Genomic DNA, 23255 nt, shown 5'->3' with positions numbered 1-23255 from the left:
AGTCTCTTTTTTTACAAAGAGATATACTAACGATCGTAAGGTCAACCAACTAGTCGTACTATAATATCTGTTTCTTCTTAAACCAAAAATAGATAAAAATAACAATGGCAATCATCGCAACCAAACAAATAGGATAGCCATATCTGTAAGCCAATTCGGGCATATATTCGAAATTCATCCCATACACACCAACCATAAAAGTTAAGGGCAAGAAAAATGCAGAAAAAATCGTCAACAACTTCATAATATCATTTGTTTTTTGATTGGATAAAGACATGAAAATCGCAATCAAATTTTGGATATCATCTAAAATCTGAGAATAAAAATGTAGATATTTCTGACTCGATTCTCGTAAATCCTGAAACTGACTAGGATTCTTCTGGAAAATCGTCAGCTCCTTTATCACATCATCCATCAAACTTAGAATTTTCTTGCACGACGAAGCTTCTCGTTTCAACTGAAAAATTTTCTTCAATGTAATTTTATTCGATTTATCCGAAAAAACAATGGTCTCGAAAGCGTCAATCTTTTCCATCATCTTCTCCCCTGGCAATTGATAAGACAATAAGGTTTGTCTCAAAATATAATACAACAACAATTTCGAATTAATTTTTTGATGATCCCTATTCTTCATCAAACAAGCCTCCTTAGCCTGCACCAGCAAATTGGTTGGTTTTTGATGAATAGTTAACACAATATTCTCGTTGAAATAAACCCCAATTTTGTGACTAAATTCGCGCACAATATTTTGGTGCTGATGTTTATCTTTACCATAAAACCGAACCAAAAGAAAAGAAATCAAAACATCGGATTCGAATTTTGGAAAATGACCAGGCTCTAAATTATCTGCCAAAGTAAAACGATTGAACTGATAAACTCTGCCCAATTCTTCTAATTCTTCTTTGGTAGGATTCTCTAAATCGATCCATTTTAGGAATGCATTTTCGAACAAAATAGATTGCATAAGCGATAAATCTTCTCGGAAGTTAGAAAATTCGCTCCACTTTCCTACCATGATACTAAAAAAATTGCCAGATATATTATACCTTTGTCCGATAATTTTTTAACGAGTATTTATAAAAACCTCCTTAGTAGAATAAAATGAACAACCCGCTAATCGAAGAGTTAACATGGCGTGGACTTATCCACAACATCATGCCTGGTACAGCCGAACAACTAAACAAAGAAATGACAACCGGTTATGTAGGTTTCGACCCAACCGCCGATTCGTTGCACGTTGGTAGTTTGGTGCCCATCTTTTTATTGGTGCATCTACAACGGCATGGCCACCGCCCTGTCGCTTTGGTAGGAGGAGCAACTGGAATGATAGGTGACCCAACTGGGAAAAGTGCAGAACGCAATTTACTCGACGAAGAAACCCTAGAAAAATACGTCAACGGAATAAAAGCTCAACTTGCTCGATTCCTCGATTTTGATGGGCGAAATGGCAACTCTGCAATCTTAGTTAACAATTATGATTGGATGAAAGACTTCTCCTTCATCGATTTTGTGCGCAACGTCGGGAAACATCTAACCGTAAATTATATGATGGCAAAAGACTCTGTGAAATCGCGCCTTTCTGCCGAATCCAACGTCGGTATGTCTTTTACCGAATTTACCTATCAATTGATTCAGGGGTATGACTATCTTTACTTATACGAAAAACTCGGCGTCAAACTACAAATGGGTGGATCTGATCAGTGGGGAAATATCACCACCGGAACAGAACTTATTCGTCGAACGATACAAGGAGAAGCCTTTGCTTTTACTTGTCCTTTGACCACAAAAGCAGACGGAACAAAATTCGGTAAATCTGAAGGTGGAGAAAACATTTGGTTAGACAAAAAAAGAACTTCACCTTATAAATTCTATCAATTTTGGCTCAATCAAGCTGATGCTGATTGCGAAAAATATATCAAAATTTATACATTCCTCGATAAAGAAACCATCGACGATCTTATCGAACATCATAGAAAAGAACCTCATCTACGCGAGCTTCAACGCAAATTAGCAACCGAAATCACCATCATGGTTCACGGGGTTGATGAGCTTCATAAAGCTGAAAAAGCATCGCAAGTATTGTTTGGGAAATCTACCTCAGAAGATCTAAAAAGCTTAGACGCTGACACTTTCCTATCGGTTTTCGAAGGCGTTCCGCAAGCGACAATCGCCAAAGAAGACTTAGAAAACGGTTTAGCAATTGTCGATGTGTTGGTAGAAAAATCAGGTTTCCTAAAATCGAATTCAGAAGCGAGAAGAGAATTAGCAGCCAATGCTATTTCGGTAAATAAAGAAAAAATTACCGATGAATTTATCCTCGATTCTTCTCACCTAATTGCTGACAATTACGTGCTGTTGCAAAAAGGAAAGAAAAACTATTTTATCCTACTTGTAGAATAATCCTACCCCAAAAATACAACGTAAAAACTCATCCTTTATGATGAGTTTTTTTTATTTTAGTATAATAAGATTTTACCTTGGCAGAAGCAACACATATCCTACATCAACTATGGCAATTTTTGGTAGAGTGGTATTGGATCCCGCTAACGCTTATTTATTTGGTTTTGATTCTTACCATTCTCATCGAAAATAGAAAACCCGAAAAAACTATTGCTTGGATTTTGGTCATTTTTTTTCTACCCATTATTGGTTTATTATTCTATTTCTTTTTCGGACAAAAATTCAATAAAGAAAAAACATTATCCCGAATAGATACCAAACAACAACGCCAAATCATCGAACGTTGGCACAGCATAAGTTCGTTTAATAGCAGTAACCAACAACTAATTACAGAACAAACCGGTAATTTTAGTAAAGTTTTTCAATATTTGTACCACAGCCTTTCTTCTCCCTCATACCTTGATAATCAGCTAGAAGTATTGATCAATGGAGAGGAAAAGTTTCCTCGATTTCTAGAAGTTCTTCGACAAGCTAAACATCATATCCATCTAGAATATTATATTTTTGAGTTGGACCAAATAGGCCAAGAAGTAATTGAAATTCTCAAAAATAAAGCAGCAAACGGTGTCATTGTTCGCATAATCGTAGATGGATTTGGATCACCAAAACTAATAAAAAAAGCAAAAAAAATTTTTGAGGATAGCTTGATTCAGTGTCAGACTTTTTTACCAGTCCACTTTTCTTCTTTGGCAAATTCTAACTATCGTAATCATAGAAAGATAATGATTGTAGATGCAGAAATTGCTTTTGTCGGGGGTATCAACATTTCCGACCGCTACATCAATACTCCTCCCTACAGCGACAAAAATAAATTGTATTGGCGAGATACTTCTCTCTGCATTCGAGGCGAATCGGTTGATATGTTAGAGTTACAGTTCTGGTTAAGCTGGTCGATGACCCAAGGCCAAATGTACTCGATGGACGAAGCTGAATATCATTTCCCAGAACAGAAAATTACATACAGATCTATTGAGTCTGTTATAGGCTTCTCGTACACTTCACCCGGGTCTGATGTCCCCTCGGCAATGGAATCCATGATTCTAGCAATCTCCTTGGCAAAAGAAAAGATCTGTATCACAACTCCTTATTTCATCCCGTCAGATGAATTCAAGTCTGCCTTATTAATCGCTGTTTCTAGTGGTGTAGAAGTCAACCTCATCCTACCCGAAAAAGGCGATTCGTTTATAGTGCAACAAGCTTCGCTATCTTTCCTTAAAAGCCTGATGAAACGTGGTGTCAATGTTCATCTCTACCAAAAAGGATTTATCCATGCGAAAACGATTACGGTCGATAACGAGATTGCTTTTGTGGGAACAGTGAATCTAGACAACCGAAGTTTTTTTATCAATTTCGAGATTACAGCTGTTTTTTATGATAAGAAAGCAATAAAAAAGTTATACCAACAATTTAAGTTGGATTTACTCGACACGCGAAAAATCACCTATCAACAATGGAAATCTATCCCGATGATTCACCGTGGGATTGCCTCTCTTTGTAGATTATTAGCTCCTTTATTATGATACGGTAGAAAAAAAATCACAACAAAACTAACGATTTTTTAGATCTAAAAAGCTCCTCTATTTCTGGTGGTAAACCGTTGAGGTTATCCATAAAATCATCAAAAAAACCTTTGGTATGGTCTGATAACAAAGCCTGATACATCTCGATCGCATCATCAGAAATAAACAACGGCGTAGACGGCAAATTCATCGTAGGAGAATGCAACAAAACAACCTGAAACTCTTGGCAATCATCTATCGATTTACCCGTCAAAAAACATTGATTTTTTTCTTGCAGTTGCTTCAGCTTTTCAATGACTTGAGTTTTATTTTCTTGGATAATTTGAGCTTTATCATGAAGAAATTGTTGAATATTTTTTTTCGATTCGCTAGAAATATCTCGATTCATTTGCAATCGACAAGCATCGCAAACAGCCAACTCAAAAACCATTACCCAATCATTTTCTAGATAATCTTTTTTATAGGCTTTTTCTACTACAAAGTTCTTATCAACAATCGATACCCGACAAACCGAACAATACCTAAATTGTTCTTGGTTTTGATCGGATTGCATCAAAGAAGTAACATCAAACTTTTTCATTTTTTAGTACTCTTCTAAAGAATTCTTTAAATCTACTTATTTTTCATCAAAAATTCTCCTACATTTAAAGTTCAAAATCACAAAAAAAATGAAATTACCTTTTATAGAACCGTATCGCATCAAGACCATAGAAGAAATAAATTTTTCTACTCGCGAAGAAAGAGAAAAATGGATAGAAGACGCTGAGTATAATTTGTTTAATCTACAGAGCAATCAGGTGATTATCGATCTTCTTACCGATAGCGGAACCGGAGCCATGTCTGATAAGCAATGGGCAGAAATGATGACTGGTGACGAAAGTTATGCAGGTTCTTCATCCTTCAAAAAACTAAAAGATACGGTGGAGCAACTTACTGGTTTTCCCTATCTTTTGCCAACACATCAGGGCAGAGCTGCCGAAAATGTATTGTTCTCTGTACTGGTAAAAGAAGGCCATATTATTCCGGGCAATACGCATTTTGATACGACAAAAGGGCACATAGAATTTAGGAAAGCACATGCAGTTGATTGTACGATCGACGAGGCTTTCTCTATAGACGATCCTTACCCTTTTAAAGGAAATATCGACATAGAAAAGCTGGAAAAAATATATCAGCAATACGGAAAAGAAAAAATTCCGTTCACCCTGATTACCATTACTTGTAATTCTTCTGGTGGTCAACCAGTTTCGATAGAAAATATTCGTGCCGTGAAAGCCTTATCGGAACGGTATAATATTCCGATTTTTTTTGATGCTGCACGATTTGCCGAAAATGCCTTCTTTATAAAAGAACGTGAAAAAGAATTTCATCATCAAACCATCAAAGAAATTTGCAAAGAAATGTTTTCGTATGCTGACGGTATGACGATGTCTTCTAAAAAAGATGGTTTGGTAAATATTGGAGGTTTTCTAGCACTGAAAAATGAAGAGTTATACCAAGAGGCTGGAAATTTCGGAATTATTTACGAGGGTTATTTAACCTACGGAGGTCTGGCTGGTAGAGATTTAGCTGCTTTGGCACAAGGTTTACAAGAGTCGACAGAACATAGCTATTTGCAAGCGCGTATCGGGCAGGTAATTTATTTGGGTGAAAAACTAAGAAGTTATGGAATTCCAGTACAATATCCGATTGGTGGCCATGCTGTTTTTGTAGATGCACTGGGTTTTTATCCTCACCTAAAAAGAGATGATTTCCCAGCACAAACCTTAGGTATAGAATTGTACAAAGAAGCTGGTGTTCGTGGAGTAGAAATTGGCACTTTATTGGCAGATCGCGATCCAGAAACTAGAGAAAATCGCTATCCAGCTCTCGAGCTCTTACGATTAGCAATCCCAAGAAGAACATATACGCAAAACCACATGGATTATATTGCCAAGGCACTGAAAAATGTTTTCGATCGGAGAGAAGAAGTCACCAAAGGCTACTCTATTGCTTGGGAAGCGCCTATTTTACGACACTTTACTGTGAAATTGAAAAAGAAGTAAAAAAACAAAGGAAGTCTAAGCTTCCTTTGTTTTTATGGAATAAATAAATTGTTCGATAGCTTGATCCAGATTTTCACTTTCGCCGAGCATTTTAAGAAATGCACTCCCTATTATGGCTCCGTTTGCAAACTTAGTTGCTTTTTGGTAATCGGTAGCAGTTGCAATTCCGAAACCTACCAAACTCGGCTTCGACAACTGTTTTTCTTTGATTCTCTTTAGGAAACTTTCGTTATAAGCGCTATTACTGGTTCCGGTTGTCGCAGAATTCGATACAATATATACGAAACCAGTTGTGGCATCAATTAATTTTTGCGCACGCTCTTCAGAAGTTTTAGGTGTAACGAGAAACACTACTTTCTGGTCATAGGCTTCGAACATAGCTTGATGTTGTTCTTGATATATTTCTACAGGCATATCAGGAATAATCAAACCAGATACGTTTGTTTTTTTACAGTTTTGTAGAAACTTTTCCAATCCATATTTCATCAATTGATTATAATATCCCATCAATAATATAGGCGTTTGTATAGGTTGAACGCTTGCCAATTGCTGAAAAAGTATGTCGATAGTGAGCCCATTCTTCAGGGCTTGTTCGCTGGTTTTCTGTATCACCGATCCATCTGCTAATGGATCCGAATAAGGAATACCAACTTCGATAAGGTCTGATCCACTTTTCTCCAAAGCTTTGATTATCTTGGGAGTATCGTCAAGTTTGGGATATCCTGCAGTAAAATAGATTGCTAGTAAATTGTTCTTTTTATGTTTGAAAAGTTGATCTAATGTATTCATTCTGCTTGTTTGATAAGAATAGTATAAATCGGGAAGTGATCCGAATATCCGTCTGCACGATAGGTGTCACCACTCCACATTCTGTAGGGAGTTCCTTTCCATTGGCCATCTTTGGTGATAAGATAATCACGAGTAAAAATTTCGGTTTTAAAAATTCTATACGATGAGAAATCATTCTCTTTGGTCACCAATGAAGCGGTAAAAATAAACTGGTCGAAAAGATTCCATGCGTCACGGTATGCCAGTGTCCCATAACCTTTCTTAAATAGTTTTGTCATCGGATTATAATACCCGCCTTCTTTTACAGAAGACTTATCAGCTGCTGCTTTGAATGTATTCCGGATACTTGGACTCACTGGATCGTCGTTAAAATCTCCCATGGCGATAACTTTTGCATTCGGATTTTTTTGTTTCAACTCATCAAAAATACCTCTCATGACTTTCGCTGCTTCTATCCTACCTGGCATCGAAACTTTTTCACCTCCACTACGTGATGGCCAGTGGTTGACCAAGAAAGAAATTTCTTCACCATCTAAGAGTCCCGTAACCAAAAGAATATCACGTGTATAACGACGAGAGCCATCTTTATCGTAATTGAATATCGGGTAAGGTCTTGCATATGTCACAGTAAAGCGATCTTTTTGATACATCAACCCAACATCTACTCCACGCGCATCGAATGAATTAAAATGCACAACACCATAGTTATACTTATTGAGGAAAGGAGAATTAGCGATATCGATCATGTTTTGACTATTTTCTATTTCGCACAAACCAATAATTACTGGCGGAACTTTGGTTACATCTGTGCCAATTTCAGATAGTACTCGAGCGATATTATTAACTTTTTGGTTATAGCGTTGACTCGTCCAAACTTTTTTTCCTCTTGGTAGAAATTCGTCTTGGAGAATTAGCGGACGGACCACTTTTTTGTTTTTCAGGTTTTCGTAAGTGTACGGCATTTTAAAAGGTTCTGCCTCGTATTTGTCTATATCTTCTACCGGAATAGAGGTATGATAATGAGGATCATTAAACGGTAAATGTCCATTAATATATCCCGCAGACTCTATTGTATCGAAAAGGTTTTCGATATTATAAAAGGCCACCGTAGCACTTTTATATTGTTGCGCATTGGTAATCGTCTGAATTACACATACGAAAAGCAGGTGTAATATTAACGTTAATTTGTGTTTTAGCATCATAAAGTATTAATTATTTCTTAAATTTGTTACCCCATAAAGGTCGCATGTAAAATTAAGAATAAAATTAGTATTGAATGAATAAATTATTATTAAGTCTTTCATTCTTCTTGTCTTTTATGATGGTCGTGTTCGGACAAACAAAAGTACATGGAGTAGTGAAAAATGGTAGCACGGAAAAGGAAGTTTACAACCTGAACGTGAAGCTGGAAGGCTTGTACGAGGAAATGGTAACAACCGATCGGATAGGATATTTCCAGTTTATGAATGTCCCGAATGGCTCGTACACCCTACGAGTAAATGGGCCAAATTATGATCCTTATCTTATAGAATTTACCGTAAGTGGAGAAAGGGATTTGGATTTAGGAGACCTATTTATCAATTACAATCCTGCTTCTGCCGAAGTTGGGCTTATTACATTGAGTGACGATGAAGTTTCTTCAGAGGAATCTTCTCAGGCATCGAGTGCAGGTCTATTACAATCATCGAAAGACATCTTTGCAAGTGTAACCGCCTATGAGCTAGGAGCATATTGGTTTAAGCCACGAGGCTATGATAATAAGTACAGCGATATCCATTTTAATGGTATTCGGATGAATAAAATAGACAATGGCCGAGCAACCTTCAATAACTGGGGAGGTTTGAATGATGTAACTCGTCGTCCACAAGAATTAACTTATGGGATAGACCCTGCAGAAACAGCATTTGGTGATATTGGTGGGGTAACCAATTTCGATACTCGTCCTTCGACAATGCGCAAAGGATTTGGTTTGGCTTATTCAGTATCGAACCGTTCTTACCGTCAGCGCGTAATGTTAACTTACAATTCTGGATTGTCTGAAAAAGGATGGGCTTGGATGATTTCTGGTTCTAAGAGATGGGCAGAAGAAGGAGTAATCGAAGGTACTTTTTATGATGCTTATGCACTTTTCATCGGAGCGGAGAAAAAATTCAACGAACATCATACCTTGAATTTTACGGCTTTTGGAGCACCAAATCGTCGAGCAGGAGGATCGCCAAACACACAAGAGATTATCGATATCAAAGGAATTCATTACAATGCCTATTGGGGGTGGCAAGATGGAGATAAACGAAGTGAACGCGTTCGTAAAACATTCGAACCAGTATTTCAATTAACACATCACTGGAATATCAACCCAAAATCGAGATTAACGACTACACTTTCTTACCAATTTGGTGAAGACAGTGGAACACGATTAGATTGGTTTGCAGCTAGCAACCCATCGCCATCATACTACAGAAATGCACCAAGTTACCATTTATGGAAAACAGGAGCAAATGAAGCCGACTACAATGCCCAACTAGACAAATGGAAAACGGGTAAGGTAGGACAAATCGACTGGAACAGCTTATACCAAGCAAACTACGCAATGTATTATAACTCAAACGAAAAAGAAAGAGGGCGTGCAGTTTATTGGTTAGCAAAAGATGTTACGGCAGATAAAGTATATGCATTTAACTCCAACTTCAAGTCGCAATTAACCGATAAAATAGATCTAGTAGTTGCATTCGCCTATCAGCATACCGAATCGGAAATGTACCGCGAAGTAGACGATCTAATGGGAGCACAATACGTATCGAATGATGATGATTACGCCAACAACACAAAACGCAGAAGCTACAACATGCTCGACCCTGATTATGTAGCTCGTGAAGGTGGTCGTTATGAGTATAACTATGAAGTGGTTAGAAATTTTGCAGACTTATTTATCCAAACGAAATTGAAAGGAGATTTGGTAGATTTCACTTTAGGAGCACATGCTTCGTACACAGATTTCTTCCGTGATGGAAAATATCAACATTATTTATACACGAATAATTCGTATGGAAAAAGTAAAACGTATGACTTTTTCAATTTTGGTGTAAAAACTCAATTCTTATTCAAACTAAACGGTCGTAACTTCGTTTCGTTGAATGGGCAATATTCTACCGAAGCACCTACAGCAGACGAAGTATTCCCAAATGCTCGTCTTCACGATATAAGTATTGCTTCAATCGATAATGCAAAAATCTATACCGGAGATCTTAGCTATATCTATCGTGCACCAAGAATCAAAGGACGTATAACAGCATTCTACACCAAAATAGAAGACGAAACAGAAAAATCTTTTGGCTATATCGATGGACGTCAAGGGCCAACAGGTTCTAATACTTACTTCGCTGCAGAAGTTCTTACAGGAGTAGACAAACAACATCTCGGAGGAGAATTTGCGATCGAAGCACAGGTAACACCAACCATCAAAACCTCATTAGTAGTAGCTGCTGGTCAACACACCTATACAAATAATCCTGACTATTATTTATTTTCTGATGATTTAATGGATCCAACCACAGGAACAGGTGAAGCCTACAAAAACTTTGGAAATACTTACCTCAAAGATCACTTTGTTGCAGCTGGTCCACAAGTTGGGGGGTCATTAGGTGTAGAATATCGTGACCCTAAATATTGGTGGGTAGGAGCATCTGCAAACTATTTAGGAAACAACTATATCGATATGGCAGCGTATAGAAGAACCCGTCATGTATTCGAAGGGTATTCTGGACCAGTTACCGAGGAAGGCCTGAAAATGATTTTCGATCAAACCAAGACTTCAGACGAATTCATGTTCAACCTAAATGCAGGTTTCTCTAAACGTATTGGCAAATACTACGCACTTATCAGTGGTACTGTAAACAATGTTTTCGATAATAAAGAATACATTACTGGAGGATTCGAGCAATTACGTCTAGGTTCTTACACCAATGCAATCAACCCGAATTATCAGAAAAACATCGGGCCAAAATATTGGTATGGAATCGGACGATCTTATTTTGTCAATTTAATTTTTAGATTTTAATTAATAACCCGAAACACTATTAACAATGTATAATATCAAACAATTTTTTCCCAGTATAGCATTTGCCGTTGCTGCGCTTTCTCTCAATTCTTGCGTTCAGGACGACGATTATAAAATGCCACCTATCGACTGTTTAGAAGTTACAAAAGCAACTCATACCCTAGCAGATGTTTTCGCTTTAGTTGGAGATGGGCAATATAAATTCCCAGATAACCAAGACTACATCGTAGACGGGTATGTGATCAGTTCGGATGAAACTGGTAACTTCTACAAAACATTTTCTATCCAAGATAAAGTTTCAAACCCTACGTACGGAGTCCAAATCGAAACCGAAGCTTTGAACCTATATAGCAAATATCCTTTATATGCAAAAGTACAAGTAAACCTAAAAGGATTAATTGCTGGAATGGATAGAGGAGTTCTAAAAATTGGAGTAGATGATCCTTCTACAACCTACATGATAGATCGTATGCCCGAAGAAGTTCTTACCAAAAACGTAGCTAAATTCTGCTATCAAGGAGAAACTCCTGTACCGACCGTTTACGAAAACTTGAAAGACGCCCTGAAAGATGAGCACATCAACACATTAGTAACCATCAAAAATATCCAATTCTTGGATCCTAAAGGAGATGCTACCTATGGTGATGTTACCAATAATCCACCAAAAACACTCAACAGAAAATTGGTAGACCGTTTAGGAAAAACTGTAGACTTACGAAACAGTGGATTTGCAAAGTGGGCTGGTAACGAATTACCAGAAGGATCAGGCGAAATTACCGTAATAGTAAGTAAATACGGTACCAGTTATCAACTGTACATACGTGACACCGATGACGTAAAATTCGATCAACCACGTTTTGGTGACACCGGAGGTGGAGGAAACGAAGGAGGATCGAGTTCTGAAGCAGCCAACTTCTTATTTGCGGGAGCAGACTTTGAAGACTGGACTACTTTTCTCGGTTCACTTAACCGTTTCGGACTTGGAAAAGATTTAGCAGTACAAGGAATCGGATTAGGTAGAGATGGATCTAATGCATTTCATCTAAACGGCACAACCTTAGATACCAACCCATACGTATTTACCGTAAACGCTGGTACGCTTACCATCCCAGAAAAAACAACAAAAATTACGCTTTGGGTAAAAGGAGCTGCCAACAAATCACTTTCATTTAACGTGTATACGACCGATGGTACAATTTTCTTTAACGCAGGAGAATTTGGTTCACAGGACATTTCATTAAATCCTGCCAGAAACAACCAATATATAGGCGCTGTAAACACTAACAACGAGTGGCGTTTGATAACATTAAACATCAATGGTTTAACGCTCAATAAAACAGGTGATTTATTTGCACTTAAAGCAGGATCGAAAACAAAATACGATATAATTATCGATAACATCAAAGTAGAATAATCCAAAGATTCTATCCCAAAAAAACCTCGGAAGTAAACTCTGAGGTTTTTTTTATGATCATAAAGCTTTATCATCATAAAAAAAATAACATTTCGTAAAGAAAGTTGTACATTCGACCGAAGTAAATAATGTGATGGAAAATATTTTTTCGGATGAATATTTTATGCGGAAAGCTTTACAAGAAGCACAAGTAGCTTTTGATCGAGATGAAATTCCGGTTGGTGCTTTGATTGTCAGTCAGAATAAAATCATAGCTAAAACACACAATCTCACCGAAACCCTAACCGATGTTACCGCACATGCAGAAATGCAAGCAATTACGTCAGCAGCGAATTACTTGGGAGGTAAATACCTGAAAGATTGTACGCTCTATGTAACCCTAGAGCCTTGTGTAATGTGTGCGGGAGCTCTGTATTGGAGTCAGATTTCGAGAATAGTTATTGGTGCATCAGATGAGAAAAGAGGTTTCCGATCGCAACTTGTAAAACTTCATCCCAAAACCCAAATTACAGAAGGTGTATTGGCCAAAGAAAGTACCGAACTAATACAAAAGTTTTTTAAGGATAAACGTTAAAAAAAACAATGAAAACTCATGTTTTCACAACCTCTACAAATACTTCCATAATTAATTTTTTTACTGACTAATAATAGGATGTAGACCTGTATTTCCCAAACTTTTGCTTAACTCAACGATTCCTTTATTATTATATACTGGGTTTTAGCTTTAGTTGGGTGAACTGAAAATATTGTATCTACGTAGGTAAAGGCTAGAAATAAAAAAGCCAATCACCTATGCAGATGATTGACTTTTTAGTTGGAGGTTCCTAGCGGATTCGAACCGCTGTGGACGGTTTTGCAGACCGCTACCTAGCCTCTCGGTCAAGGAACCATATCATTTCGGATTGCAAATATAAGCAATTATTTAGAAAAGGCAACTATTCGTACTTTTTTTCCATCACTACACTCACTTTTTCTACATGTCCACCAATCGGCGGATTGAGTTTGGATAACTTTACCTTTGCCCATTTTGCCGCAATCAACTCGTTCCCAATGCGCTCTAAAATTCTATGTGCCACATGTTCTAATAACTTCGAGCGCTGTCCTACCTCCTCTTTTACGATTTGGTTAAGCTGCACATAATCCAACGCATCCACCAACTCATCAGACTCACTTGCTTTGGTAAAATCACCTTCCACCTCAAGATCAATCAAATAATCAGAGCCAATTCTTGCTTCTTCATCTAAGCATCCGTGGTTAGCATAGATTTTTATATTTTCTAAAATAATAATCCCCATACTTTTTCTTTTTCGATAGGATGAAATACACTCCTAGAACCAAGTAAGCCAAAAATAAAAAAAGACTTGGCAATAAGCCAAGTCTTTCTATGAAATTCTATGAAAAAAAATAATAATTAATTATTATTAAATAATTCTTCTACTTTATCCCAATTGATTACACTGAAAAAAGCTTCGATATAATCTGGTCTTTTGTTTTGATATTTCAAATAATATGCATGCTCCCATACATCAATACCCAAAATAGGGAAGCCCTGAACATCTGCAACCGGCATCAAAGGATTGTCTTGATTTGGTGTTGAGCTTACAACCACCTTACCATCTTTTTTCACTAACCAAGCCCAACCAGAACCGAAACGAGTTGCAGCAGCCTTAGAAAATTCATCTTTGAAAGCGTCAAAAGAACCAAATGCTTCATCGATTGCTTTGGCCACATTCCCTACGGGCTGTTTGCTTCCTCCTGGCGTCATAATATCCCAAAATAAATTGTGATTGTAGAAGCCGCCTCCATTGTTACGTACAGCAGGCTTGTCGGTTCCTTTTGCCAAAATTTCTTCGATTGTAGCGTTTGCCAAATCTGTCCCTTCAATAGCTGCATTTAGATTATTAGTATAGGCAGCATGATGCTTATCATGGTGAATCTCCATGGTTTTGGCGTCGATATAAGGTTCTAATGCATCAAATGCATAAGGAAGTTTTTTTAATTCAAATGACATAATTTTTATTTTTATTTGTTCTTTAATTTGTTACTAAAGATACAAAATATTCTATCAACTATAGAGAATACACCTTGTACTTTAACATATTTTTATATTAATATTCTTATCTTTCGGTAAACTAAACTCTTCATTCTTAAAATCCAATATCGTTATCATGAAGATTATTTGGAAATTAATAAAAATTTGTATTGCCGTTTGCTGCATCTTTATATTACTGCTTTTTGCTACCGGAAACGACTATATTATCCGCGGGGCACGCCTAACTTATCTCAAAGGACATAAAACCGCTAATATAGACGATTATAAAGACTTTGATAATAACTTGGTTCTTACAGGGCATCCGCAACCTTGGACCAAACATCCGCAATACAACCAAATCGAAATTACTGACACACTACAAAAAGAATTGGTACAGTTCAAGACGGCTTCATTTGTTGTAATAAAAGACAATCAATTATTGATCGAAAAGTATTACGACCCGTACAATGATAAAAGCATTACCAACTCTTTTTCGATGGCCAAAAGCATCACAACCATGTTATTGGGCAAAGCTATAGAACAAGGCTTTATCAAAAGTTTGGATCAAAAAATTATCGATTTCTTACCCGAATTCGAAAAAGATAAATTCGGGAAATATTGCACCGTAGGCGACTTATCTCGTATGACTTCTGGTTTCGAGTGGGAAGAGGATTATTATTTCCCACTCAATCCGACGGCAAAATCTTATTATGGTGACGATATAAAAAAGCAAATGCTGAGTAATACATTCAAGAAAGCACCGGGTGGACATTTCGAGTATCTTTCGGGTGACACTCAATTACTAGCCATTGTTTTGGAGCGTGCAACTGGCAAGTCTCTTTCTCAATATTTTAGTGATAATTTTTGGAAACCCATGGGCATGGAGCAAGATGCATATTGGTCGAAAGATCGAAAAGACGGAATGGAAAAAGCTTTTTGTTGCTACAATGCTACGGCCAAAGACTTTGCAAAGTTAGGTCAATTACTTTTGAATAAAGGACAATGGAACGGAAAACAAATTCTTGCTTCAGACTTTGTAGAAAAAATGATTACTCCCAATACACAAGCCTTTGACAAAAACGAGCCCGTTATCTATGGCTATTCTATCTGGACAGATCTACAACACTCCACTCCGTTTTATGCAATGCTGGGGCACTTGGGCCAACGCGTAATCATGATTCCTTCTGAGAACTTAGTTATTGTACGATTAGGAAAAGAAAAAGATACTCGCCCACATAATCGAGGAGTATTGAAAGATTTGGATATTTATTATCTTGTTGATGAGGTATTGAAAATGAATCAAAAAATCTTACCTAATGAATAGTTCTACCCTTCAAAAAATACTTTTCATCGATATCGAGACCGTTCCTCAGGCCAAGGATTGGAATGATTTGGACGAGCGTACCCAAATTTTGTGGGATAAAAAAACAATGCATCAGCGACAAGAGCTCTCTGCAGAAAAGTTTTATGCCCACCATGCTGGTATTTTGGCCGAGTTCGGTAAAATTATTTGCATTTCTTGTGGGCTTGTTCATCAGGGAGAGATCCGTGTAAAGAGTTTTTATGGGCATCATGAAGAAAAGATTTTGCAAGATTTCTGTCAATTACTACACGAAAATTACTCTAAAAGCGATCATTTACTTTGTGCACATAATGGTAAAGAATTTGACTTCCCATATATTGCACGTCGTTTGATTATTCATCAAATACCAATCCCAAAGCTTTTACAAATACAAGGAAAAAAACCTTGGGAAATTACACTGCTCGACACGCTAGATTTATGGAAATTTGGCGATTATAAACACTACACTTCTCTAGATTTATTGGCACATATTTTAGGAATAGAATCACCCAAAGATGATATAGACGGATCGCAAGTAGCACAAATATATTATGAAGAAAAAAATCTTGATCGTATAAAAAACTATTGCGAAAAGGATGTTATTACATTGATAAATGTTTTTCTTCGGATGAATCATCTTCCTATTATTCACAAAATGTAATAAAAATAGAAACCTTTTTTTCTTAGCTATCTTTCTGAGAAATACCTTGTTTGATAGCTGCTTATTTATAACCACCTTAAAAGCTTTTAATAATAATTAAAGGTTAAATGACTTAATCTATTTTTGAGAATAGAAAAATAAATTAAATTTGCATGCTAAACTTTTCATAAAAACATAAAAATGAAAGATAAAATATGGCTATCTTCTCCTCATATGGGAGGAAGGGAACTGGATTTTATTCACGAAGCGTTTGACCAAAACTGGGTGGCGCCACTAGGCCCGAATGTAAACGGATTCGAGGATGATTTGACAAAATTTCTTAACGATGATGTATACGTTGCTGCACTTTCTGCAGGAACAGCTGCATTGCATCTAGGTTTGATTATTCTAGGAGTAAAAGCAGACGATGAAGTAATTTGCCAGTCTCTTACTTTCTCTGCATCAGCCAACCCAATCCGCTACCAAGGAGCAACCCCTATATTTATAGATTCTGAACCTGACACTTGGAATATGTGCCCAATTGCTCTAGAAAGAGCAATCCAAGACCGCTTGGATAAAGGAAAAAAACCAAAAGCTATCATACCAGTACACTTGTATGGTATGCCGTATAAAATAGAAGAAATACAAAAAATTGCCGACCAGTATGCAATTCCTATACTCGAGGATGCTGCCGAAGCTTTAGGCAGTACCTACAAAGGGAGACATTGTGGGACATTCGGACATTTAGCTGCGTTATCTTTCAATGGAAATAAAATCATTACAACATCGGGAGGAGGAGCACTAGTTGCACATTCTGAAAAAGAAAAACAACAAGCTGTTTTCTTGTCTACACAAGCACGTGATGCAGCTCCGCATTACCAACATTCGCAGATTGGTTACAACTATCGAATGAGTAACATTAGTGCAGGAATTGGTCGTGGACAAATGCTTGTCTTAGAAGACCATATCGCTAAAAGAAGAGCTATTCACCAATTCTATAAAGAAATTTTTTCTACAATCGAAGGGGTAAAGGTTTTCGATGAACCCTCATCAGATTATTTTTCAAACCACTGGTTATCAGCCATCACTATAGACAGTGAAAAAACCAACGGAAAAACTGCAGAACAATTACGCTTAGCATTAGAAAAAGAAAATATAGAAAGTAGACCTATTTGGAAACCAATGCATCTACAACCAGTTTTCGAAATGTATCCTTACTATGGTACAACAATTGCAGAAGACATTTTCTCAAGAGGATTATGTTTACCATCAGGATCTAATTTAAGTGAAGCTGATTTAGTACGAATTAAAAACGCAATCCTCGATTTTTTTGCGTAATCTGCTCTTTATAGTAATATGAGGATAATAAAACAACGTTTAAAAAAAGAAACTCCTAGGAGTTTAGTTTTACTTATAGACCTGACAATCGTTGCATTGTCTTATATGGTAACTAATTTTATATTCAATAGTTTCCAAGATCAATTCGATCTTGAGAGAATGATTGATAGGCTTCCTTTGATTTTACTTGTATACCTGATAGCATTTTTCATCTTCAAACCATATAGAGGAATCATTCGTCAAACCTCTTTAAAGGATGCTACAAGTGTATTATGGTCGTGTTTAGTTGCAGGTTCAATTTTATTAGCAGTAGGTTTCATAGTACGCTATTTTGTAGATAGCCCAACGATCAAGCAATTTGCGCGTTTTTCTTTTTCTGTAATCTTTTTCCACTCATTTATCTCTACGTTATTGATGGTTTATTGCCGTGCGATGTACAAAACATTTTACCGTTGGTACGTTCTAGAAACCCCGAACAAAGTACGCTCAATTATCTACGGTGCTGGGGATTCTGGGATTATAACACTCAATGCTCTACAAAACGATACTTATAGAAAAAGCCTAATATTCGCTTTTGTTGACGATAACGAAAAAAAACAAAAAACGACTATTCATGGTATCAATGTTCTAAGTCCCGATGTGCTTACCGAATCTTTCATTGTGCAACATCGGATAGATGAAATTATTCTCTCGATCCAAAACATAACTAACGAACAGATTTTCGAAATCACTCGTAAACTAGACAAGTTACCTGTCAAACTAAAAATTATTCCACCTGCCAGCAACTGGTTAGACGGGAAATACACATCAAAGCAAATTAAAAAGCTAAAGATCGAAGATTTACTTGGAAGAAAACCAATTAATCTAGACAATCCTATAATCGATGAAGAAATTGTAGGCAAGGTAGTTGTTGTAACTGGTGCTGCAGGTTCTATAGGCGGCGAGTTGGCGCGTCAGATTGCACAGAAAGCCTTCAAACAACTAATATTAATCGATGTAGCCGAATCTGCTTTGTATGACATTCAGCAAGGATTCAAGACGACGAATAGCGAAGAAACCCATTTTATTATAGGCAATATAAGAGACTATAAGAGAATGGAGCAAATTTTTATCCGTTTCAGACCCGATATTGTCTTTCATGCGGCTGCCTACAAACATGTTCCTTTAATGGAGCAATACCCATTTGAGTCGGTCAACACGAATGTACGAGGCACCAAAAATGTTGCAGATCTAAGTGTTCTTTATGGAGTAAAAAAATTTGTAATGATTTCTACCGACAAAGCTGTGAACCCGACCAATGTAATGGGTGCAACCAAACGTATCGCCGAAATTTACGTAAGTTGCCTCAACAAAAAATCTGCGACTAATTTTATCGTTACTCGATTTGGGAATGTTCTTGGTTCTAATGGTTCTGTTATACCTTTATTCAAAAGACAAATCGAAAAAGGAGGTCCTCTTACCGTAACACATGAAGATATTACTCGTTTTTTCATGACGATTCCAGAAGCATGTCAGCTCGTTTTAGAAGCTGCAGTAATGGGAAACGGTGGCGAAATATATGTTTTTGATATGGGCAAATCGGTAAAAATTATGGATCTTGCCAAAAGAATGATTTATTTGAGTGGGCTAAAATACCCAGACGATATAGATATCCGTATAACGGGACTGCGCCCTGGAGAAAAAATATATGAAGAACTTTTAGCCGATAAAGAAAATACTATTAAAACGCATCACGATAAAATAATGATTGCTAAAGTAAGGGATTGTGATTGTGATGAAATGGAATTCAAAATCAATAAATTAATTACCTTTGCTCAAAATCATTTTACACGAAAAGACAACCTAGAGTTAGTAAAATTAATAAAAAGTATAGTGCCTGAGTATATATCACAAAACTCTGCTTACGAAGCCTTAGATAAACAGCCATATGAAAAATAAGTTATCCTATTTGTTTCTATTAATCAGCTTGCCACTTTTCATTTTTTCATGTGCAAGCAGAAAAGACATTGTATATTTTCAGGGAGATGACCAACAGGTACTCGATGCAATCTATGAGGCACAGATTCCTAAAATTCAACCCAATGATATTTTAGCCATTGCAGTAAGCGCTGCCGATGTGAGAGCTACAGAAGCTTTTAACCAAAACAGCATTTACCAAGCACGTACCTCTTCTGGTTCAGACGGAACATATAAAGTTACGTACACGGTTGACGAAGAAGGCTATATAGATTATCCTATTCTAGGAAAAGTTAAATTGGGCGGACTTACTAGATCACAAGCTATCGAAACAATGCGAGCTCGTTTTTCTCAATACATCAAAGACCCAAGTGTTAGTATTACGTATACCAATTTTCGGGTTAGTGTAATGGGTGAAGTACAAAAACCAGGAACCTTCAATCTACCAAACGAGCGTGTTTCTATTCTAGAGGCACTAAGTATGGCCGGTGATTTAACCATACAAGGTGTACGAAAAAACATAATGGTTATCCGTGAACAAAACGGTGTAAAAGAAACTCATCGTATTGATATTAGTTCTCGAGATGCACTCAACTCTCCAGTATTCTATCTTGCCCAAAATGATGTGGTTTACGTTGAACCTAACAAAACAAAAATGCAATCATCGGTATTGAATTATACCGTATTTATCTCAATAGCTGGTGTAATAATCTCCGTAATTTCTGTTTTATCACGATAAAAAATGACGAATAATAACCCAATAGAGTTCAATCATTCTAACGATGAATCGATCAACTTGCGTAAAGCAGTAGAAGAGTATTTCTATTATTGGAAATGGTTTCTCCTTTCCGTTATCGTTGCTCTACTGATAGCCTTTATATATTTGCGTTATGCAACCAAAGAATACGCAGTAGATGCAAAAATATTGTTGAGCGAAAAACAAAATGTTTCCTCAGAACTTGCAGCATTTGGGGATGCATCAAGCCTTTTGGGCGAAGGAACAAATGCCGTAGTTGCCGATCAGATCGATGTACTAAAATCGAGAAGATTGATGCATAAAGTAGTACAGAAACATAACCTCAACAAGCGATATTTTCATGTTGGGCGAGTGAAAGAATCAGAAAGCATGGAAGTTGATTCACCTGTAAAAATATCTTTCCTCAATGATACTTTAGCTTATAATGATAACTTCCGAGGTTCATTGACCATTAAAATTGTTGATAAAAATAACTTCTCTATTGAAGAGAGTACAATTGTAAAAACCGGGAATTATAAATTCGGGCAAAAAATCAACAGTAAGCTCGAGAGTTTCATTCTTTTACCTAATAAAGAATTCGAAGAAAATATCGGGAATACTATTCGCATCAACATTCAGCCGATGATGAGTACGGTAAATTATTACCGTAGCCGAATAAAAGTAGAACCGAACACCGACAAAAAATCGATGGTGGTGAATTTTGGTATGGTCGACAACCTAAAACCTAGAGCCCAGCTGGTTGTAAATTCTATTATCGATGTATATAACAATGACCTCAATTCTGATACTGATCGCCTTACCAAAGCAACAACCAAATTTATTAACGATCGTTTGGCGCTAGTTACCAACGACTTAAAGGCAGTAGATAAAGATTTAGAAATCTATAAATCATCAAACAATATTACTGATGTAAGTTCGGAAGCCAATATCTTCTTACAAAATGCTGCCGATAATGATAAAAAAGTTTTAGAATACACCACACAATTACAAATTGCCGATTATGTAAGCAGTGCTGTAAATTCGGGTAAAAATGAACTACTCCCATCGAATGTAGGGATACAAGATGCAACGATAGCTTCGCAAATTAATAAATACAACGAATTGATGATGGAGAAACAAGATCTCTTGAAATCAATGACCAATGAAAACCCCTCGTTGCAACCATTAAACGAAAGCATCAAAGAATTACGCCAAACAATCCGACAAAGTTTAGGAATCTATCGGAGAAATATGCAAACTGCTTTGGGTTCTGTACAGAGTAAACAAGGACAAATCAATACCCAAATAAAACGTTTACCTGCCAAAGAAAGAGGGTTTAGAGATATTTCTCGTCAACAACAAATTGTAGAAGCTCTGTATCTTTTCTTGTTACAAAAAAGAGAAGAAGCCGAAATAAAATCTGCTGCAACACCTGATAATATCAAAATTATCGATCATGCTTACGGTACGAATATTCCGGTTTCTCCAAAGAAAAATATCATCTATTTAGGAGCTTTGATTTTGGGTAGTTTGCTACCATTTGCAATATTATACATTAAGTTTTTATTGGATAATAAAATCAAAGACAAAAGTGATTTCGAAGGCAAGTTGGACAATCCTATTTTGGGAGAAATTCCTCAATCAGATACCAACATCATCCAACTAAACGACCGAAGCAGCTTAGCAGAAGCATTCCGTATCATACGCACAAATATGAATTTCTTATTACCGCAAAATATAGATCGTGGACAAGTAATATTTGTTACATCGACCACAAGCGGTGAAGGAAAATCATTCGTCGCGACCAATATGGCACAAGTCTTAACCATGTCTGGCAATAAAGTATTACTGATCGGTGCCGATATCCGATCGCCAAAAGTTTTAGACTATTTAGGGATTACAGATCAGGTGCGTTATGCAAAAGGAATTACCGAATTTTTAATCGACAACTCTCTAAATCCTGAAGAAATTATCATTACACAACCTGCACCATATAAATTCGATGTGATTTATTCTGGAATTATTGCTCCAAATCCATCTGAATTACTGATGAATGGCCGTTTTAATGAAATCATCGAGTATGCAAAAAATGTGTACGACTATATTTTGGTCGATACGGCACCAGTTTCTTTAGTAACCGACACTTTACTTATTGCAAAAAATGCCGATATCACTTTTTATGTGGCACGTTCTAACTATTTAGACAAGCGTATGCTTCCGTTCATCAAAGAGATGTCTGAAACGAAAAAATTGAACAATATGGCAATTTTGGTTAACGATGTCGATTTCCAGAAAGGATATGGGTATGGATACGGTTATGGATATGGGTATGGTTATATCGACAAAGAGAAATCTTTTCTAAGAAAAATCATCCATCAATTGAAATCTAAATTCAAAAAATAATAACTTTAAAAATCCTGAAACATATGTTTCAGGATTTTTTTATTAAAAGTCCGACTTCTTTTACTATAAAAATTAGTACACCAACTCCTAAAAATAAACGTGCTAATAAAATTAGATGAATAAAAACATATTATATTGTGATTATAGAGATTTCATCGAAACTGCTTTAAGGATTTTTATTTTACATTCGTTTTCTTCTAAAAAAGAATATAGTTCTGTGAATAATATAAAACACATCATTAACGCTACAAATAGACAGAGAAATTGATAAACATCTAGTAAGAAAAAGTTTTCTATACCTCTCAACTATAGAGTTAGAGAAATTTAGAAAACAACAGGAAAAGCTTGTAATGGATTTATAGAGTAGTACGTTTCTACGGTTGTCAACCTTTTGTTTCTGCGAAGAAACTCTGATTACGTTCACTAAACCAACCCAATAAACCAGACAGGCTTTTCGAGCTAAAAAAATTCTTTAGCAATGGTTACAAAAAAACCACGTCTATTGACGTGGTTCATTTTCTTC

Annotated in this window: 18 protein-coding genes and 1 tRNA gene; 12 read left to right on the top strand and 7 right to left on the bottom strand. The window is 36.5% G+C overall.

The features are described 5' to 3' along the window. Window positions 1-58 precede the first annotated feature (58 nt). Entirely contained in the window at window positions 59-1015 is a 957-nt protein-coding gene (locus tag HMPREF2660_RS03760) for a magnesium transporter CorA family protein (RefSeq protein WP_070485657.1), read from the bottom strand. An 86-nt stretch (window positions 1016-1101) separates the two neighbouring features. Here HMPREF2660_RS03760 and tyrS point away from each other — a divergent pair, with 86 nt between their 5' ends. Both tyrS and cls read left to right on the top strand, forming a co-directional pair. Then, window positions 1102-2400, top strand: coding sequence for a tyrosine--tRNA ligase (gene tyrS / locus HMPREF2660_RS03755; protein ID WP_070485655.1), 1299 nt, complete (start codon window positions 1102-1104; stop codon window positions 2398-2400). A 77-nt stretch (window positions 2401-2477) separates the two neighbouring features. Next, entirely contained in the window at window positions 2478-3980 is a 1503-nt protein-coding gene (gene cls, locus HMPREF2660_RS03750; RefSeq protein WP_070485653.1) for a cardiolipin synthase, read from the top strand. Window positions 3981-3996: 16 nt separating this feature from the next. Here cls and HMPREF2660_RS03745 read toward each other — a convergent pair whose 3' ends face one another. Next, window positions 3997-4560 carry a hypothetical protein gene (locus HMPREF2660_RS03745; RefSeq protein WP_070485652.1) on the bottom strand — a complete coding sequence of 188 codons (564 nt, stop codon included), beginning with the start codon at window positions 4558-4560 and terminating at the stop codon, window positions 3997-3999. Between the two features lie 88 nt (window positions 4561-4648). Between HMPREF2660_RS03745 and HMPREF2660_RS03740 the strand changes: the two genes are divergently transcribed. After that, the gene (locus HMPREF2660_RS03740) at window positions 4649-6025 is read left to right on the top strand and encodes a tryptophanase TnaA (protein WP_013598193.1); all 1377 of its coding nucleotides are present in this window, start codon (window positions 4649-4651) and stop codon (window positions 6023-6025) included. Window positions 6026-6040: 15 nt separating this feature from the next. Here the strand turns inward: HMPREF2660_RS03740 and trpA are convergent, their stop codons facing one another. Continuing rightward, window positions 6041-6814, bottom strand: coding sequence for a tryptophan synthase subunit alpha (gene trpA / locus HMPREF2660_RS03735; protein WP_070485651.1), 774 nt, complete (start codon window positions 6812-6814; stop codon window positions 6041-6043). Continuing rightward, complete coding sequence (locus HMPREF2660_RS03730; RefSeq protein ID WP_041942099.1) at window positions 6811-8016, bottom strand: endonuclease/exonuclease/phosphatase family protein; 1206 nt, start codon at window positions 8014-8016, stop codon at window positions 6811-6813. The genes trpA and HMPREF2660_RS03730 overlap by 4 nt, the downstream gene beginning before the upstream one ends. A 74-nt stretch (window positions 8017-8090) precedes the next feature. On the opposite strand from HMPREF2660_RS03730, the gene HMPREF2660_RS03725 reads away from it, so the two are divergent. From HMPREF2660_RS03725 to HMPREF2660_RS03715, 3 genes are all read left to right on the top strand, one after another. After that, a complete protein-coding gene (locus tag HMPREF2660_RS03725; protein ID WP_013598190.1) occupies window positions 8091-10871 on the top strand; it encodes a carboxypeptidase regulatory-like domain-containing protein in 2781 nt (926 codons plus the stop codon). Window positions 10872-10896: 25 nt separating this feature from the next. Then, window positions 10897-12285, top strand: coding sequence for a DUF5689 domain-containing protein (locus HMPREF2660_RS03720; protein ID WP_013598189.1), 1389 nt, complete (start codon window positions 10897-10899; stop codon window positions 12283-12285). Between the two features lie 133 nt (window positions 12286-12418). After that, window positions 12419-12859 carry a nucleoside deaminase gene (locus HMPREF2660_RS03715; RefSeq protein ID WP_013598188.1) on the top strand — a complete coding sequence of 147 codons (441 nt, stop codon included), beginning with the start codon at window positions 12419-12421 and terminating at the stop codon, window positions 12857-12859. 241 nt (window positions 12860-13100) lie between these two features. Here the strand turns inward: HMPREF2660_RS03715 and HMPREF2660_RS03710 are convergent. From HMPREF2660_RS03710 to HMPREF2660_RS03700, 3 genes are all read right to left on the bottom strand, one after another. After that, a tRNA-Cys gene (locus tag HMPREF2660_RS03710) sits at window positions 13101-13174 on the bottom strand. A gap of 46 nt (window positions 13175-13220) precedes the next feature. Next, a complete protein-coding gene (gene folB / locus HMPREF2660_RS03705) occupies window positions 13221-13580 on the bottom strand; it encodes a dihydroneopterin aldolase (protein ID WP_013598187.1) in 360 nt (119 codons plus the stop codon). Window positions 13581-13696: 116 nt separating this feature from the next. Next, window positions 13697-14296: a superoxide dismutase gene (locus HMPREF2660_RS03700; RefSeq protein ID WP_013598186.1), complete on the bottom strand. Its 600-nt coding sequence runs from the start codon at window positions 14294-14296 to the stop codon at window positions 13697-13699. Between the two features lie 157 nt (window positions 14297-14453). On the opposite strand from HMPREF2660_RS03700, the gene HMPREF2660_RS03695 reads away from it, so the two are divergent. From HMPREF2660_RS03695 to HMPREF2660_RS03670, 6 genes are all read left to right on the top strand, one after another. Next, window positions 14454-15641 carry a serine hydrolase domain-containing protein gene (locus HMPREF2660_RS03695; RefSeq protein WP_013598185.1) on the top strand — a complete coding sequence of 396 codons (1188 nt, stop codon included), beginning with the start codon at window positions 14454-14456 and terminating at the stop codon, window positions 15639-15641. Continuing rightward, window positions 15634-16320: a 3'-5' exonuclease gene (locus tag HMPREF2660_RS03690; protein WP_013598184.1), complete on the top strand. Its 687-nt coding sequence runs from the start codon at window positions 15634-15636 to the stop codon at window positions 16318-16320. The genes HMPREF2660_RS03695 and HMPREF2660_RS03690 overlap by 8 nt, the downstream gene beginning before the upstream one ends. A 180-nt stretch (window positions 16321-16500) precedes the next feature. After that, a complete protein-coding gene (locus tag HMPREF2660_RS03685; RefSeq protein WP_013598183.1) occupies window positions 16501-17637 on the top strand; it encodes an aminotransferase class I/II-fold pyridoxal phosphate-dependent enzyme in 1137 nt (378 codons plus the stop codon). Window positions 17638-17655: 18 nt separating this feature from the next. Further along, window positions 17656-19575, top strand: coding sequence for a polysaccharide biosynthesis protein (locus HMPREF2660_RS03680; RefSeq protein ID WP_070485650.1), 1920 nt, complete (start codon window positions 17656-17658; stop codon window positions 19573-19575). Beyond that, entirely contained in the window at window positions 19565-20332 is a 768-nt protein-coding gene (locus HMPREF2660_RS03675) for a polysaccharide biosynthesis/export family protein (protein WP_013598181.1), read from the top strand. Before HMPREF2660_RS03680 ends, HMPREF2660_RS03675 begins: the two co-directional genes overlap by 11 nt. A gap of 3 nt (window positions 20333-20335) precedes the next feature. Then, on the top strand, window positions 20336-22732 hold the full coding sequence (locus HMPREF2660_RS03670; RefSeq protein WP_070485649.1) for a GumC family protein: 2397 nt from the start codon (window positions 20336-20338) through the stop codon (window positions 22730-22732). Window positions 22733-23255 lie beyond the last annotated feature (523 nt).

The organism is Weeksella sp. HMSC059D05, assembly GCF_001809725.1.
In the GTDB taxonomy this organism is placed as follows: domain Bacteria; phylum Bacteroidota; class Bacteroidia; order Flavobacteriales; family Weeksellaceae; genus Weeksella; species Weeksella virosa.
This window is presented reverse-complemented; position numbering and strand designations above follow the sequence as displayed.